Source organism: Enterobacter sp. RHBSTW-00975 (assembly GCF_013615235.1).
Lineage (GTDB): Bacteria > Pseudomonadota > Gammaproteobacteria > Enterobacterales > Enterobacteriaceae > Enterobacter > Enterobacter ludwigii.
This window is the reverse complement of sequence record NZ_CP055883.1, coordinates 2,772,658-2,787,404: the sequence shown is the minus strand read 5'-3', so window position 1 is coordinate 2,787,404 and position 14,747 is coordinate 2,772,658. Positions and strand designations below refer to the sequence as shown.

The 14,747-nt window shown below is 55.3% G+C and carries 15 protein-coding genes; 9 read left to right on the top strand and 6 right to left on the bottom strand.

Annotated elements, in window-relative coordinates:
• Positions 1–48: 48 nt before the first annotated feature.
• Both HV340_RS13345 and HV340_RS13340 read right to left on the bottom strand, forming a co-directional pair.
• Complete coding sequence (locus tag HV340_RS13345) at positions 49–867, bottom strand: DUF72 domain-containing protein (RefSeq protein ID WP_163387256.1); 819 nt, start codon at positions 865–867, stop codon at positions 49–51.
• Positions 864–1,430 carry a hydrolase gene (locus HV340_RS13340; RefSeq protein WP_032678431.1) on the bottom strand — a complete coding sequence of 189 codons (567 nt, stop codon included), beginning with the start codon at positions 1,428–1,430 and terminating at the stop codon, positions 864–866. Before HV340_RS13340 ends, HV340_RS13345 begins: the two co-directional genes overlap by 4 nt.
• Before the next feature lie 264 nt (positions 1,431–1,694).
• Between HV340_RS13340 and aspS the strand changes: the two genes are divergently transcribed.
• The 6 genes from aspS (at position 1,695) to ruvB (ending at position 6,962) form a co-directional block, all read left to right on the top strand.
• Complete coding sequence (gene aspS / locus HV340_RS13335) at positions 1,695–3,482, top strand: aspartate--tRNA ligase (protein ID WP_032678430.1); 1,788 nt, start codon at positions 1,695–1,697, stop codon at positions 3,480–3,482.
• 1 nt (position 3,483) lies between these two features.
• The gene (nudB, locus tag HV340_RS13330) at positions 3,484–3,927 is read left to right on the top strand and encodes a dihydroneopterin triphosphate diphosphatase (protein WP_181216030.1); all 444 of its coding nucleotides are present in this window, start codon (positions 3,484–3,486) and stop codon (positions 3,925–3,927) included.
• Between the two features lie 27 nt (positions 3,928–3,954).
• Positions 3,955–4,695 (top strand): YebC/PmpR family DNA-binding transcriptional regulator, encoded by a 741-nt coding sequence (locus HV340_RS13325; protein WP_014170643.1) that lies wholly within the window; start codon positions 3,955–3,957, stop codon positions 4,693–4,695.
• 34 nt (positions 4,696–4,729) lie between these two features.
• Positions 4,730–5,251 carry a crossover junction endodeoxyribonuclease RuvC gene (gene ruvC, locus HV340_RS13320; protein WP_063924827.1) on the top strand — a complete coding sequence of 174 codons (522 nt, stop codon included), beginning with the start codon at positions 4,730–4,732 and terminating at the stop codon, positions 5,249–5,251.
• An 80-nt stretch (positions 5,252–5,331) separates the two neighbouring features.
• Entirely contained in the window at positions 5,332–5,943 is a 612-nt protein-coding gene (gene ruvA / locus HV340_RS13315; RefSeq protein WP_020883395.1) for a Holliday junction branch migration protein RuvA, read from the top strand.
• Between the two features lie 8 nt (positions 5,944–5,951).
• Positions 5,952–6,962: a Holliday junction branch migration DNA helicase RuvB gene (ruvB, locus tag HV340_RS13310; RefSeq protein ID WP_014170640.1), complete on the top strand. Its 1,011-nt coding sequence runs from the start codon at positions 5,952–5,954 to the stop codon at positions 6,960–6,962.
• A 39-nt stretch (positions 6,963–7,001) separates the two neighbouring features.
• Here the strand turns inward: ruvB and znuB are convergent, their stop codons facing one another.
• Positions 7,002–7,787, bottom strand: a complete 786-nt coding sequence (znuB, locus tag HV340_RS13305; RefSeq protein ID WP_014170639.1) for a zinc ABC transporter permease subunit ZnuB — start codon at positions 7,785–7,787, stop codon at positions 7,002–7,004.
• On the bottom strand, positions 7,784–8,539 hold the full coding sequence (znuC, locus tag HV340_RS13300) for a zinc ABC transporter ATP-binding protein ZnuC (RefSeq protein ID WP_014170638.1): 756 nt from the start codon (positions 8,537–8,539) through the stop codon (positions 7,784–7,786). The genes znuB and znuC overlap by 4 nt, the downstream gene beginning before the upstream one ends.
• Before the next feature lie 77 nt (positions 8,540–8,616).
• On the opposite strand from znuC, the gene znuA reads away from it, so the two are divergent.
• The 3 genes from znuA (at position 8,617) to lpxM (ending at position 11,987) form a co-directional block, all read left to right on the top strand.
• Positions 8,617–9,561 (top strand): zinc ABC transporter substrate-binding protein ZnuA, encoded by a 945-nt coding sequence (znuA, locus tag HV340_RS13295; RefSeq protein ID WP_181216029.1) that lies wholly within the window; start codon positions 8,617–8,619, stop codon positions 9,559–9,561.
• Positions 9,562–9,576: 15 nt separating this feature from the next.
• The gene (gene mepM, locus HV340_RS13290; RefSeq protein WP_014170636.1) at positions 9,577–10,896 is read left to right on the top strand and encodes a murein DD-endopeptidase MepM; all 1,320 of its coding nucleotides are present in this window, start codon (positions 9,577–9,579) and stop codon (positions 10,894–10,896) included.
• A 119-nt stretch (positions 10,897–11,015) separates the two neighbouring features.
• Entirely contained in the window at positions 11,016–11,987 is a 972-nt protein-coding gene (gene lpxM, locus HV340_RS13285) for a lauroyl-Kdo(2)-lipid IV(A) myristoyltransferase (RefSeq protein ID WP_032678429.1), read from the top strand.
• A 55-nt stretch (positions 11,988–12,042) separates the two neighbouring features.
• Here lpxM and pyk read toward each other — a convergent pair whose 3' ends face one another.
• Together pyk and HV340_RS13275 are read right to left on the bottom strand one after the other, a co-directional pair.
• Positions 12,043–13,485, bottom strand: a complete 1,443-nt coding sequence (gene pyk, locus HV340_RS13280) for a pyruvate kinase (RefSeq protein WP_020883399.1) — start codon at positions 13,483–13,485, stop codon at positions 12,043–12,045.
• A 124-nt stretch (positions 13,486–13,609) separates the two neighbouring features.
• The gene (locus HV340_RS13275) at positions 13,610–14,479 is read right to left on the bottom strand and encodes a MurR/RpiR family transcriptional regulator (RefSeq protein WP_025203851.1); all 870 of its coding nucleotides are present in this window, start codon (positions 14,477–14,479) and stop codon (positions 13,610–13,612) included.
• Positions 14,480–14,747: the final 268 nt, after the last annotated feature.

Below are 14,747 nucleotides of genomic sequence, written 5' to 3'. Positions count from 1 at the left end.
AACTCCCTGTTTTTGGCAGATGGCACCTTCCTATGATAGGGGCTGATATCAGAAAAGAGAAGATTGTTGTGGGATAGAAGGGGCGTTGCCAACGGACGGAACCGCAGCCTGCAAGGCCTGCCAGAGAACATCGACCAGTTCGGGGGCGTGAGCGATATCCGGCGTATGGAGAAAGAGATACGGCGTGGTGGTTTGCTCCCATTTCGCTAATTTTTGCAGCCAGACGGCGAACATCTCCTGGTTTTGCTGCATGTTATCGCTGCCGATAAACCTGACCATCGGGTTTTGCGCGGTGACCACGGCGTGAACAGGCACCCTGGGCTTTTTACGCTGGGCATCAATGATGGCCTCGTTATGCGGGATGGCGCTGTGCACGGGGCGGCTGTCGAGAATCACCCGGTTCACCCCGCGCGCATGTAAGCCACGGTTAAGCGCCGTTTCAGCCTCTCCCTTGGCAAAAAATGCCGCATGTCTCACCTCAACGCCGTAGGTAAAGTCCTTGGGCAGGGTATCAAGGAACTGCCATAGCGCAGGCAGGTCATGTGGGCTAAAGGTGGCCGGAAGCTGCAACCAGTACTGACCGATGCGGTTCGCCAGCGGCGACATCCGGCCAAAGAACTCGTCGGTCAAATCACCGCAGTTTCGCAGCGCAGCGGTGTGGGAGATCGTCGCCGGAAACTTGAAGCAGAAGCGGAAATCATCGGTCGTCTGGTCGCGCCAGCGCTCAACAATCTCTGCTCTGGGTAGCGCGTAGAGGGTGGTATTGCCCTCGACGCAGTTGAAATGACGGGCATATTCTTCAAGGCTGGTAATACCCAGGCGCACCCATTTCGGGTGCGACCACTGGGGCAGGCCAAGGTAGATCATAGGGCGCTTATAATGTCGTCCGTGCTACGCACGCGGCCAATGCGCGGGAAGATGTGGGTCATACTGCCCTGGTGCTGCTCCGCAGACGCTGCGCTGCATGCATCCTCAGCAATCACCAGGTTAAAGCCCAGTTCCCAGGCGTTTCGGGCGGTGGATTCCACGCCAATGTTGGTGGAGATCCCACAGAGAATCAGGGTGTCGATACCGCGCCGACGCAGCTGCAGCTCAAGATCGGTGCCGTAGAATGCGCCCCACTGGCGTTTGGTCACTTCGATATCGCTGTCCCGTTTGCCGAGCGAAACCGGATAGGTCCACCAGTTTTCAGGTAGTGAATGTGCTGCAACCTGAGCATCGACAGGCTGCTTTAAGGCCTCCGCGAAATCCGCTGACCAGCCAACGCGCACCATGATCACGGGGGCACCGCTGGCACGGCATTTTTCTGCCAGACGCGCGGCGCGGCTGACAACATCTTCGGCGCTGTGCGGGCCTCCGGCAAACGGCAGGATCCCTTCCTGTAAATCAATCACCACAAGCGCGGTTTTGCGGGCATTAAGTGTTAACATGGTAACTCCAGTGAAATGAGTCGCTTCCGCTACACCTTACGACGTAATGACCTGTTATCGGTCGGATAATTTTGTTAATTTTTGTGAGAATACATAATAAGCGCGCAGCAAACGACCGTCTGGCCGTGGTTCGCTCTTATCGTCTGGCGGAATTTCCAGTATAATAGCCGCCTTTTTTCATCCAGTTGTGACATACAGAAAGCTGCGACATAGTAGCCTGCATTCCAGGCGACATTTAGCCTGCGGCTAATTAAGGGATATCTCATGCGTACAGAATATTGCGGGCAGCTGCGTCAGTCCCACGTTGGACAGCAGGTAACCCTGTGTGGTTGGGTCAATCGTCGTCGTGATCTTGGGAGCCTTATCTTCATCGATATGCGCGACCGCGAAGGTATCGTTCAGGTGTTCTTCGACCCAGATCGCGCAGATGCGTTGAAGCTGGCTTCTGAGCTGCGTAATGAGTTCTGCATTCAGGTCACCGGCACCGTACGTGCGCGTGACGAGAAAAACGTTAACGCAGACATGGCGACCGGCGCAATTGAAGTGCTGGCGTCGGATCTGGTTATCATCAACCGTGCTGAAGCGCTGCCGCTGGACTCCAACCACGTCAACACTGAAGAAGCGCGTCTGAAATACCGCTATCTGGACCTGCGTCGTCCGGAAATGGCTCAGCGCCTGAAAACCCGTGCGAAAATCACCAGCTTGGTGCGTCGCTTTATGGATGACCACGGTTTCCTCGACATCGAAACCCCGATGCTGACCAAAGCCACGCCGGAAGGCGCGCGCGATTACCTGGTTCCATCCCGTGTACACAAAGGCAAATTCTACGCGCTGCCACAGTCTCCTCAGCTGTTCAAACAGCTGCTGATGATGTCCGGCTTCGATCGCTACTATCAGATTGTAAAATGCTTCCGCGACGAAGACCTGCGTGCTGACCGTCAGCCAGAATTTACCCAGATCGATGTGGAAACCTCCTTCATGACGGCCGAGCAGGTGCGTGAAGTGATGGAAGCCCTGGTGCGCAGTCTGTGGAATGACGTGAAAGGCGTGGAACTGGGTGATTTCCCCATCATGACCTTCGCTGAAGCTGAACGTCGCTACGGCTCTGACAAACCAGACCTGCGTAACCCGATGGAGCTGGTGGACGTTGCAGACCTGGTGAAATCCGTTGAGTTCGCGGTATTTGCCGGCCCGGCTAACGATCCAAAAGGTCGCGTGGCTGCCCTGCGTGTACCGGGCGGTGCGGCGCTGAGCCGTAAGCAGATTGACGATTACGGCAACTTCATCAAGATCTACGGCGCGAAAGGTCTGGCCTATATTAAAGTGACCGAACGTGCGAAAGGTCTGGAAGGCATTACCAGCCCGGTGGCGAAATTCCTGAACGCGGAAATCGTGGAAGCGATCCTCGAGCGCACCGGCGCACAGGATGGCGACATGATCTTCTTTGGCGCAGACAACAAGAAAATCGTTGCTGACGCGATGGGCGCGCTGCGTCTGAAGCTGGGTAAAGACCTGAGCCTGACGGACGAGAGCAAATGGGCTCCGCTGTGGGTAATCGACTTCCCAATGTTCGAAGACGACGGTGAAGGCGGCCTGACCGCAATGCACCACCCGTTCACCTCGCCAAAAGACATGACGGCGGCAGAGCTGAAAGCGGCACCGGAAGATGCGGTAGCAAACGCGTATGACATGGTTATCAACGGCTACGAAGTGGGTGGCGGTTCCGTGCGTATTCACAGCGGCGAAATGCAGCAAACCGTGTTTGGTATTCTGGGAATCAACGAGCACGAACAGCGCGAGAAATTCGGCTTCCTGCTGGACGCCCTGAAATACGGTACGCCGCCACACGCGGGTCTGGCATTCGGTCTTGACCGTTTGACCATGCTGCTGACCGGCACCGACAACATTCGTGATGTTATCGCCTTCCCGAAAACCACGGCTGCGGCCTGTCTGATGACGGAAGCCCCAAGCTTTGCCAACCCGGCCGCGCTGGCTGAGCTGGGCATTCAGGTGCTTCCGAAAGCTTCAAAAGAGATTTCGGAGAACGAATAATATGCAGTATAAGCGTCCCGTTTCGGTTCTGGTTGTCATTTATGCAGAAGATACGAAACGGGTGCTGATGTTGCAGCGGCGCGATGACCCTGATTTCTGGCAGTCGGTTACCGGCAGCCTGGAAGAGGGGGAGACCGCGTCGCAGGCCGCCGCGCGCGAAGTAAAGGAAGAGGTCAGCATTGACGTTGCTTGCGAGCAACTGACCCTGAAGGACTGTCAGCGCACGGTGGAGTTTGAAATTTTTAGCCATTTACGTCATCGCTATGCGCCGGGTATTGAGCGCAATACGGAATCGTGGTTCTGTCTCGCGCTCCCCCATGAACGGGAGATCGTGTTTACCGAACACCTGACCTACCGCTGGGTGGATGCGGCGGATGCCGCTGCACTGACCAAATCGTGGAGCAACCGGCAGGCGATTGAAGAATTTGTAATTAACGTAGCCTGAAAAGGCGCGCTCTTTGAGGAAATTTTTATGGCAGGTCATAGTAAGTGGGCCAACACCAAACACCGCAAAGCGGCACAGGATGCCAAGCGCGGTAAGATCTTCACCAAAATTATTCGTGAGCTGGTTACAGCGGCACGTCTGGGCGGCGGCGATGCGGCGTCTAACCCGCGTCTGCGTGCGGCAGTGGATAAAGCCCTGTCCAACAACATGACGCGTGACACCCTGAACCGTGCTATCGCACGTGGCGTAGGCGGTGATGAAGACGCGAACATGGAAACCATCATTTATGAAGGTTACGGTCCTGGCGGTACGGCGGTGATGGTTGAATGTCTGTCCGACAACCGTAACCGTACCGTAGCGGAAGTGCGTCATGCCTTCAGCAAATGCGGTGGTAACCTGGGCACTGACGGCTCCGTGGCCTATCTGTTCAGCAAAAAAGGTGTCATTTCCTTCGAGAAAGGCGACGAAGACGTAATCATGGAAGCGGCGCTGGAAGCCGGTGCAGAAGACGTTGTGACCTATGATGATGGCGCAATCGACGTCTACACCGCGTGGGAAGAGATGGGCGCAGTACGTGACGCGCTGGAAGCGGCGGGTCTGAAAGCAGACAACGCTGAAGTTTCCATGATCCCGTCAACCAAAGCGGACATGGATGCGGAAACGGCACCTAAACTGCTGCGTCTGATCGACATGCTCGAAGACTGCGACGACGTGCAGGAAGTGTATCATAACGGTGAAATCTCTGATGAGGTTGCAGCGACTCTCTGATGAGAGCGTATAAACCGTTTACGGGAGACGCGTGATGTCGATTATCCTCGGGATTGACCCCGGCTCGCGCGTCACCGGTTATGGCGTCATCCGGCAGGTAGGGCGCCAGTTAACCTACCTTGGCAGCGGCTGTATTCGGACCAAAGTGGACGATCTGCCGTCGCGCCTGAAGCTAATCTATGCTGGCGTGTCGGAGATCATCACCCAGTTTCAGCCCGACTTTTTTGCCATTGAGCAGGTCTTTATGGCGAAAAACGCCGATTCAGCGTTAAAACTGGGTCAGGCACGGGGCGTTGCCATCGTTGCGGCGGTGAATCAGGATCTTCCGGTGTTTGAATACGCAGCCAGACAGGTCAAACAGAGCGTCGTGGGGATTGGTAGCGCGGAGAAAAGTCAGGTGCAGCATATGGTGCGCACGCTTCTGAAGCTTCCCGCGAACCCGCAGGCAGACGCCGCCGATGCGCTGGCGATAGCCATTACCCACTGTCATATAAGCCAGAACGCGGTTCAGATGAGCGAATCGCGGCTTAATCTGGCGCGAGGCAGGTTACGATAATGACAAATCAGGCTGGATGTTTATCCAGCCTTTTTTTATTATGTCGGCAGTTAATTTCTTCCAGAACGCAGGAGCGTCACGTGATAGGCAGACTCAGAGGCATCATCATTGAAAAACAACCCCCGTTAGTGCTGCTGGAAGTCGGTGGCGTGGGCTATGAAGTCCATATGCCGATGACCTGCTTCTATGAGTTGCCGGATGCGGGCAAAGAGGCGATTGTCTTTACCCAGTTTGTGGTGCGTGAAGATGCCCAGTTGCTGTATGGCTTCAATAACAAACAGGAACGGATGCTGTTTCGCGAGCTGATCAAAACTAACGGCGTAGGGCCGAAGCTGGCGCTGGCTATTTTGTCCGGCATGTCCGCTCCGCAGTTCGTCAATGCCGTTGAGCGCGAAGATCCTGCTGCGCTGATTAAACTCCCGGGTATCGGCAAGAAAACCGCGGAGCGTTTGATTGTCGAGATGAAAGACCGCTTTAAAGGTCTGCATGGCGATCTGTTTACGCCAGCCGCTGATCTGGTGCTTACCTCGCCGGGCGCGCAAGCCTCTGACGATGCTGAACAGGAAGCGGTTGCTGCGCTGGTGGCGCTGGGATATAAACCTCAGGAGGCCAGCCGGATGGTGAGCAAAATTGCCAAACCGGATGCCAGCAGTGAAACCCTGATTCGTGAAGCGCTACGCGCGGCATTGTGAGGTAAAGGATGATTGAAGCAGATCGCCTGGTATCGGCAGGCACCCTTCAGGCAGAAGACGTGGTGGATCGCGCCATCCGCCCGAAACTGCTTGATGAGTATATTGGCCAGCCGCAGGTTCGTTCTCAGATGGAGATCTTCATTCAGGCGGCAAAACTGCGCGGCGATGCACTCGATCACCTGCTCATTTTTGGCCCCCCCGGTCTGGGGAAAACCACGCTGGCGAACATTGTCGCCAATGAAATGGGCGTTAACCTGCGCACAACTTCTGGCCCGGTGCTGGAAAAAGCGGGCGATCTGGCGGCAATGTTGACCAACCTTGAACCGCATGACGTGCTGTTTATCGATGAGATCCACCGCTTGTCGCCGGTCGTGGAAGAGGTGCTCTATCCGGCGATGGAAGATTACCAGCTGGACATCATGATCGGTGAAGGTCCGGCAGCACGTTCCATCAAAATCGATCTGCCTCCGTTTACCCTGATTGGCGCGACGACGCGTGCCGGGTCATTGACCTCTCCGCTTCGCGATCGTTTTGGTATCGTTCAGCGTCTGGAGTTCTATCAGGTTGCGGATCTTCAGCATATCGTTGGCCGCAGTGCCCGCTATATGGGGCTGGAGATGAGCGAGGAAGGGGCGTTTGAGGTAGCGAAGCGCTCGCGGGGGACGCCGCGTATTGCGAACCGCCTGTTGCGTCGCGTACGTGACTTTTCCGAAGTAAAGCACGATGGCACGATCTCGGCTGAGATTGCAGCGCAGGCGCTGGATATGCTGAATGTGGATGCCGAAGGCTTTGACTACATGGACCGTAAGCTGTTGCTGGCGGTACTGGATAAGTTCTTTGGCGGTCCGGTCGGACTGGATAACCTGGCGGCAGCGATTGGTGAAGAGCGCGAGACAATTGAAGATGTGCTTGAGCCGTATCTGATCCAGCAGGGTTTCTTGCAACGTACCCCGCGCGGTCGTATGGCAACGGTGCGGGCGTGGAACCATTTTGGTATTACCCCGCCAGCGATGCCGTAGCAGAGGTTCCCTCTCCCGGGTGGGAGAGGGGAGAGGCGATCAGCTTGCAGGCTTCTTCATCATACTGAAGATAAACAGCAGCGCCGCACACAGCACCACAGACGGTCCGGCAGGGGTATCGTAGAACGCCGAGAAGGTTAACCCTCCCGTTACCGCAATCATCCCGATGATAACCGCGACACCGGCCATTTGCTCCGGTGTACGGGCAAAACGACGCGCAGTGGCCGCGGGGATAATCAGCAGGGAAGTGATGATCAGCGCGCCGACGAATTTCATCGCCACACCAATGGTTAACGCCGTCACCAGCATCAGCAACAGCTTCACGCGCTGCAACTTCACGCCGTCGACAAACGCCAGATCCGGGCTGACGGTCATCGCCAGCAAATTACGCCACTGCCAGAGCAGAATACCCAGCACGACCACCACACCAGCGGCGATGGAGATCAGATCTTCAGGCGTCACGGCCAGCAGGTCACCGAACAGGTAGGCCATCAGATCAACACGAATGTTCGACATCAGGCTCACGACCACCAGACCCAGCGACAGGGCGCTGTGGGCCATAATACCAAGCAGCGTATCGATGGCGAGGTGAGGGCGCTTTTCCAGCCATACCAGCCCTGCGGCCAGCAGCAGCGTGACCACAATCACCGCGTAGAAGGGATTCACGTCCAGTAACAGGCCAAAGGCAACGCCCAGCAGAGACGCGTGTGCCAGCGTATCGCCAAAATAGGACATTCTGCGCCACACCACAAACGAGCCCAGCGGGCCCGCGGCGCAGGCAAGCATAATCCCGGCCAGCCAGCCGGGCAGTAACAGTTCAATCATGAGTGTCCATTTCCCCGACGCAGGACAATTCGTCCCTGTAAATCATGGCGGTGATTGTGATGATGGCGATAAATTCCCAGCTGCTCAGCGCCGCGAGGGCCGAACATGGAGATGAATTCAGGGTGCATTGACACCACTTCCGGCGTGCCGGAACAGCAGATGTGATGGTTAAGGCACAGCACTTCGTCGGTCTTGGCCATCACCAGATGGAGATCGTGGGAAACCATCAGCACCGCACAGTTGAGTTCGCGGCGTAGCTGGTCGATTAAATCGTAAAGTGCGACCTGACCATTCACGTCCACACCCTGCGTCGGCTCATCCAGCACCAGAAGCTGTGGGCTGCTCAACAGGGCGCGGGCAAGCAATACGCGCTGGGTTTCACCGCCGGACAGTTTCTGCAGCGGGGCATCAATCAGATGGCCTGCCTGCACGCGTTTCAGCGCCGGAAGAATATCGGCTTTATGTGTCCCGGGGCGCAGACGCAGGAAACGGCTAACCGTCAGCGGCAGTGTAGCGTCGAGGTGGAGTTTTTGCGGCACATAGCCGATGCGTAATTTTTCCTCACGGCGGATAACCCCTTCGTCAGGTGTTACCAGACCCAGCACCACGCGCACCAGGGTGGATTTCCCTGCGCCATTGGGGCCGAGCAGCGTCAGAATTTTGCCGGGTTTCAGATCCAGCGACACGTCAGAGAGGACGCGGCGTTGGCCAAATGAGACCGAAATATTGTCGAGAGAAACCAAAGTCGTCATGTCAATTTAAGCTTGCAGAAGTCAACGAATGTTATAATATCACATCCCACGCATTCATTACGATGATTAGTCGCATTATGTTACATAAAAATACGCTTCTTTTCGCAGCATTATCCGCTGCCCTTTGGGGTTCAACAGCACAAGATGTTAACGCTGCTGTTGTCGCTTCGCTTAAACCGCTCGGTTTCATTGCTTCCGCGATTGCAGATGGGGTTACTGACACCCAGGTTCTGCTCCCTGATGGGGCTTCCGAGCATGATTATTCCCTGCGTCCATCTGATGTAAAACGCTTACAAAACGCGGACTTAGTTGTCTGGATTGGTCCAGAGATGGAAGCGTTTATGCATAAGTCGGCAAAACAGGTGCCGGGCGAAAAACAGGTCGCCATTGCCGAACTCCCGGGCGTGAAACCGTTGCTCATGAAAGGGGCTGACGACGACGGTGATGAACATGATGCCGGACACGCCGACGGCGAAAAAGGTGATGGGGATCACCATCACGGCGAGTACAACATGCACCTTTGGCTATCCCCAGAGATAGCGCGGCTTTCGGCGGTTGCAATCCATGACAAATTAGTGGAACTTATGCCGCAAAGTCGAGCCAAACTAGACGCCAACCTGAAGGATTTTGAGGCACAATTAGCCGCAACCGATAAGCAGGTGGGTAATGAGCTCGCACCGTTGAAAGGAAAAGGGTATTTCGTTTTTCATGACGCCTATGGCTATTACGAGAAACACTACGGCCTGACCCCGCTGGGGCACTTTACCGTCAACCCTGAAATTCAACCTGGTGCGCAGCGTTTACATGAAATCAGAACACAGTTGGTTGAGCAGAAAGCGACATGCGTTTTTGCTGAGCCACAGTTCAGGCCAGCGGTCGTAGAAGCCGTGGCCAGGGGAACATCCGTGCGCATGGGAACCCTTGACCCGCTAGGAACGAATATCCAGTTGAGCAAAGCGAGCTATTCGCAGTTTCTCAGCCAACTGGCGAACCAGTATGCGAGCTGCCTGAAAGGAGATTAACGAGGAAGTGAATACGTGCAACAGATAGCCCGCTCTGTCGCCCTGGCATTTAACAATCTGCCTCGACCCCATCGCGTTATGCTGGGGTCTCTTACAGTTCTCACGTTAGCGGTCGCCGTCTGGCGGCCCTATGTTTACCATCCGAGTTCTGCCCCAATCATCAAAACCATCGAGCTTGAGAAGAGCGAGATTCGCTCTCTCCTCCCTGAGGCCAGTGAACCTATCGACCAGGCGGCTCAGGAAGATGAAGCCATCCCGCAGGATGAGCTGGACGATAAAACCGAGAATGAAGCGGGGATCCACGAATATGTCGTTTCGACGGGTGATACGTTAAGCAGCGTTCTGAACCAGTACGGTATCGACATGGGAAACATCAGCCAGCTGGCGGCGGCTGATAAAGATCTTCGTAACCTGAAAATTGGTCAACAGCTCTCCTGGACGTTAACCGCTGATGGCGATCTGCAACGCCTGACCTGGGAGATGTCCCGTCGCGAAACCCGCACCTACGATCGCACTGCAAACGGTTTCAAAATGACCAGTGAAATGCAGAAAGGCGACTGGGTGAACAGCGTGATGAAAGGGACCGTAGGCGCAAGCTTTGTCTCCAGCGCGCGCGATGCGGGGCTGACCAGCGCCGAGATCAGCTCGGTAATCAAAGCCATGCAGTGGCAAATGGACTTCCGCAAACTGAAGAAAGGCGATGAATTCTCCGTTCTCATGTCCCGTGAAATGCTTGACGGCAAGCGTGAGCAGAGCCAGCTGGTGGGTGTGCGTCTGCGCTCTGATGGCAAAGATTACTACGCCATTCGTGCCGAAGACGGTAAGTTCTACGACCGCAGCGGTACCGGGCTTGCGAAGGGCTTCCTGCGCTTCCCGACGGCTAAACAATTCCGTGTTTCATCCAACTTTAACCCGCGCCGTCTGAACCCGGTCACCGGGCGTGTTGCGCCGCACCGTGGCGTTGACTTTGCCATGCCGCAGGGGACCCCTGTGCTGGCTGTGGGTGATGGCGAAGTGGTGATTGCAAAACGTAGCGGTGCAGCCGGGTATTATGTCGCGGTGCGTCATGGTCGTACCTACACCACCCGCTATATGCACCTGCGTAAGCTACTGGTTAAGCCGGGACAGAAAGTGAAACGTGGCGACCGTATCGCGCTCTCCGGGAATACCGGGCGCTCTACCGGGCCGCATTTGCACTATGAGGTATGGATTAACCAACAGGCAGTGAACCCGCTTACGGCGAAACTGCCGCGTACCGAAGGCCTGACAGGTAAAGATCGTTCCGATTACCTGGCGCAGGTGAAAGAGGTGATTCCGCAGCTGCGCTTTGATTAAGCCCTCTGTTTTGTGAAAAAGCCGGCCTCAGTATGTGCCGGCTTTTTGTTTTGTGCGCGAGCGGCTGCCTCGCTACACTATCTGAATGAAATTTTGCGTCACCAGACCCTGGAACCAGCATGGAAACCCAAAAAAACAATATTGAGTACATTCCTGAGTTTGAAAAATCTTTTCGCCACCCGCGCAACTGGAGTGCCTGGCTTGGCGTTTACGCATTTGCGGGGATTGCGATGTTACCTGCCTCGGTTCGCGATCCGGTACTGGGAAAAATAGGCCGCCTGGCGGGCCGGTTTGGTAAAAGTGCCCGTCGCCGTGCGCAGATTAACCTCTTGTACTGTTTCCCGGAGAAGAGTGACGCCGAGCGTGAAGCGCTGATTGACGACATGTACACGACCGCGCCGCAGGCCATGGCGATGATGGCCGAACTGGCGCTCAAAGGGCCGGAGAAAGTTCAGACGCGAGTTGACTGGAAAGGGCTGGAAATCATCGAAGAGATGCGCCGCAACAACGAGAAGGTGATCTTCCTCGTTCCTCACGGCTGGGGCGTGGATATTCCTGCGATGCTGATGGCGTCACAGGGGCAGAAAATGGCGGCAATGTTCCATAACCAGGGCAATAAGATCTTTGATTACGTCTGGAACACCGTGCGGCGCCGTTTTGGTGGCCGTCTGCATGCGCGTAATGATGGCATTAAACCGTTTATACAGTCCGTGCGTCAGGGCTACTGGGGTTACTATCTGCCGGATCAGGACCACGGCCCCGAGCACAGTGAGTTTGTGGATTTCTTCGCGACGTATAAAGCCACGTTGCCGGCGATTGGCCGCCTGATGAAAGTCTGCCGTGCGCGCGTCATTCCGCTGTTTCCGGTATACGACGGGAAAACCCATCGCCTGAGCATTGAAGTGCGTCCACCGATGGATGATTTACTGACTGCGGACGATCACACCATTGCGCGTCGAATGAACGAAGAGGTCGAGATTCTGGTGGGACCGCATGCTGAGCAATACACGTGGATACTGAAGTTGCTCAAAACGCGTAAGCCCGGTGAAACAGAGCCGTACAAACGCAAAGAGCTTTTCCCGAAGAAATAAGCAGAAATAAAAAAAGCCCGCTCCGAAAAGAGCGGGCTTTTTAACAGGGGCGTGCTTACTCGACGGTCAATACGCGAGTGGTATTGGTCGAGCCGATGGTGCTCATCACGTCACCCTGAGTCACAATCACGATATCACCGGAGACCAGATAGCCTTTGTCGCGCAGCAGGTTCACGGCGTCGTGGGCAGCCGCGACACCGTCGTTGGTGCTGTCGAAGTGAACCGGCGTGACACCGCGATACAGCGCCGTCAGGTTCAGCGTACGCTCGTGACGGGACATGGCGAAGATGGGCAGACCGGAGCTGATACGGGAGGTCATCAGCGCGGTACGGCCAGATTCGGTCATGGTGATAATCGCCGTTACGCCTTTCAGGTGGTTAGCGGCGTACATGGCAGACATCGCAATCGCTTCTTCCACGTTGTCGAACTGCACGTCCAGACGGTGTTTAGAGACGTTGATGCTTGGGATCTTTTCAGCACCCAGGCAAACGCGTGCCATCGCGGCTACGGTTTCAGCAGGGTACTGGCCGGCTGCGGTTTCTGCAGAAAGCATTACGGCATCGGTACCGTCCAGCACGGCGTTAGCCACGTCCATCACCTCTGCACGGGTCGGCATTGGGTTGGTGATCATGGATTCCATCATCTGGGTTGCGGTGATCACGGCGCGGTTAAGCTGACGTGCACGGCGGATCAGGGCTTTCTGGATCCCCACCAGCTCAGGGTCGCCAATTTCCACGCCCAGATCGCCACGGGCAACCATCACCACGTCAGACGCCAGAATCACGTCATCCATCGCGTCCTGATCGCAAACGGCTTCCGCACGTTCCACTTTAGCAACGATTTTGGCATCACAGCCCGCATCACGTGCCAGACGGCGCGCGTAGTTCAGGTCTTCGCCACAGCGCGGGAAGGAGACGGCCAGATAGTCAACGCCAATCAGCGCAGCGGTCACGATATCCGCTTTGTCTTTATCGGTCAGCGCTTCGGCTGAGAGGCCACCGCCGAGTTTGTTAATGCCTTTGTTGTTTGAGAGCGGGCCGCCGACGGTGACTTCGGTGAACACCTTCATCCCCTGAACTTCCAGCACTTTCAGCTGAACGCGACCGTCGTCGAGCAGCAGGATATCGCCAGGCACAACGTCAGCCGGCAGACCTTTATAGTCGATCCCAACTTTTTCTTTATCGCCTTCGCCTTTACCCAGGTTGGCATCGAGCAGGAATTTATCGCCGATATTGAGGAAGACTTTACCTTCTTTGAAGGTTGAAACACGAATTTTTGGACCCTGCAGGTCCCCGAGGATAGCAACATGACGGCCAAGTTTGGCCGCAATTTCACGCACTTTGTCGGCACGTAATTTATGGTCTTCTGGCGTACCGTGAGAGAAGTTCATACGCACCACGTTGGCACCCGCGGCGATAATTTTCTCGAGATTGTTATCGCGGTCAGTGGCCGGGCCTAAGGTGGTTACGATCTTGGTTCTGCGAAGCCTTCTGGACATGTAATACTCCGTTGACTGAAACAACTTTGGTGTTGCGTGAACATTAAATCGGCCTTCATCTGCTGCAAGGCAACAGAGAGAGGACCGAATGCCGTAAATCGTTACATCGTAGTTATTAAACTATTTAGGGAACATCGCTTTTCATAAGCAATTCTTTATCAAAACGCGATTCCTTAAGCGCTTCCTTGACACGCTTCAAGTTATCTCTGAATTTTGCGCCACGACGCAGGGTGAAACCGGTTGCCAGCACGTCAATCACCGTGAGTTGCGCCAGACGGGAGACCATCGGCATATACATGTCGGTGTCTTCCGGGACGTCAAGGGTGATGGCGAGCGTCGCTTCTCTTGCCAGCGGCGTGCCCGCCGTCGTGAGGGCAATAACCATGGCATCGTTTTCACGCGCCAGTTGCGCCAGCTCCACCTGGCTTTTGGTGCGCCCGGTGTGCGAAATGAGTACCACGACATCATCTTCACTGCAATTCATACAGCTCATGCGTTGCAGGACAATGTCATCGGAATAAATGACCGGGACGTTAAAGCGGAAGAATTTATTCATGGCGTCATGCGCCACGGCCGCCGACGAGCCGAGGCCAAAGAACGCAATGCGCTTGGCCTGGGTCAGTAAATCCACCGCGCGGTTCACGGAATTCATATCCAGGGACTGGCGAACGTGGTCCAGCGTCGCCATGGCCGACTCAAATATTTTTGCCGTATAGGCATCAACACTGTCGTCTTCATCCACATTGCGATTAACATAAGGCGTGCCGTTTGCCAGACTTTGTGCAAGATGCAGTTTAAAATCAGGAAAGCCGCGCGTTTCAAGGCTACGGCAGAAGCGGTTAACCGTCGGTTCGCTGACGCCTGCCTCCTGCGCCAGAGCGGCGATGCTTGAATGAATCGCCTGAGCAGGAGCAGCAAGAATGACTTCGGCCACTTTTCGCTCGGATTTGCTAAGGTGTTCCAGTTGGAACTGGATTTTTTCCAGCATGTTCATTGTTAACAGGGCGCTCATGGGTGGAAACGATTTCATTAATACATGAAATCATGATTCGATTTAGCCGATATTACCCCTGTGGCTTCCATAAAGGGTAACAGTCGACAAGATAATGTTGTTGTTTTTTTTCATTACTTGATCGGTGTCGGGTTTTGTTATGACCCTGTAGTTCAAAGAATCAACGCTTTTTGCGTGATTCCGCCACCACACGCGTCTGACGGCGAAAAAATCGCGGTATCGCACGCGAGGTTAAGCGCTAATGGTTTCG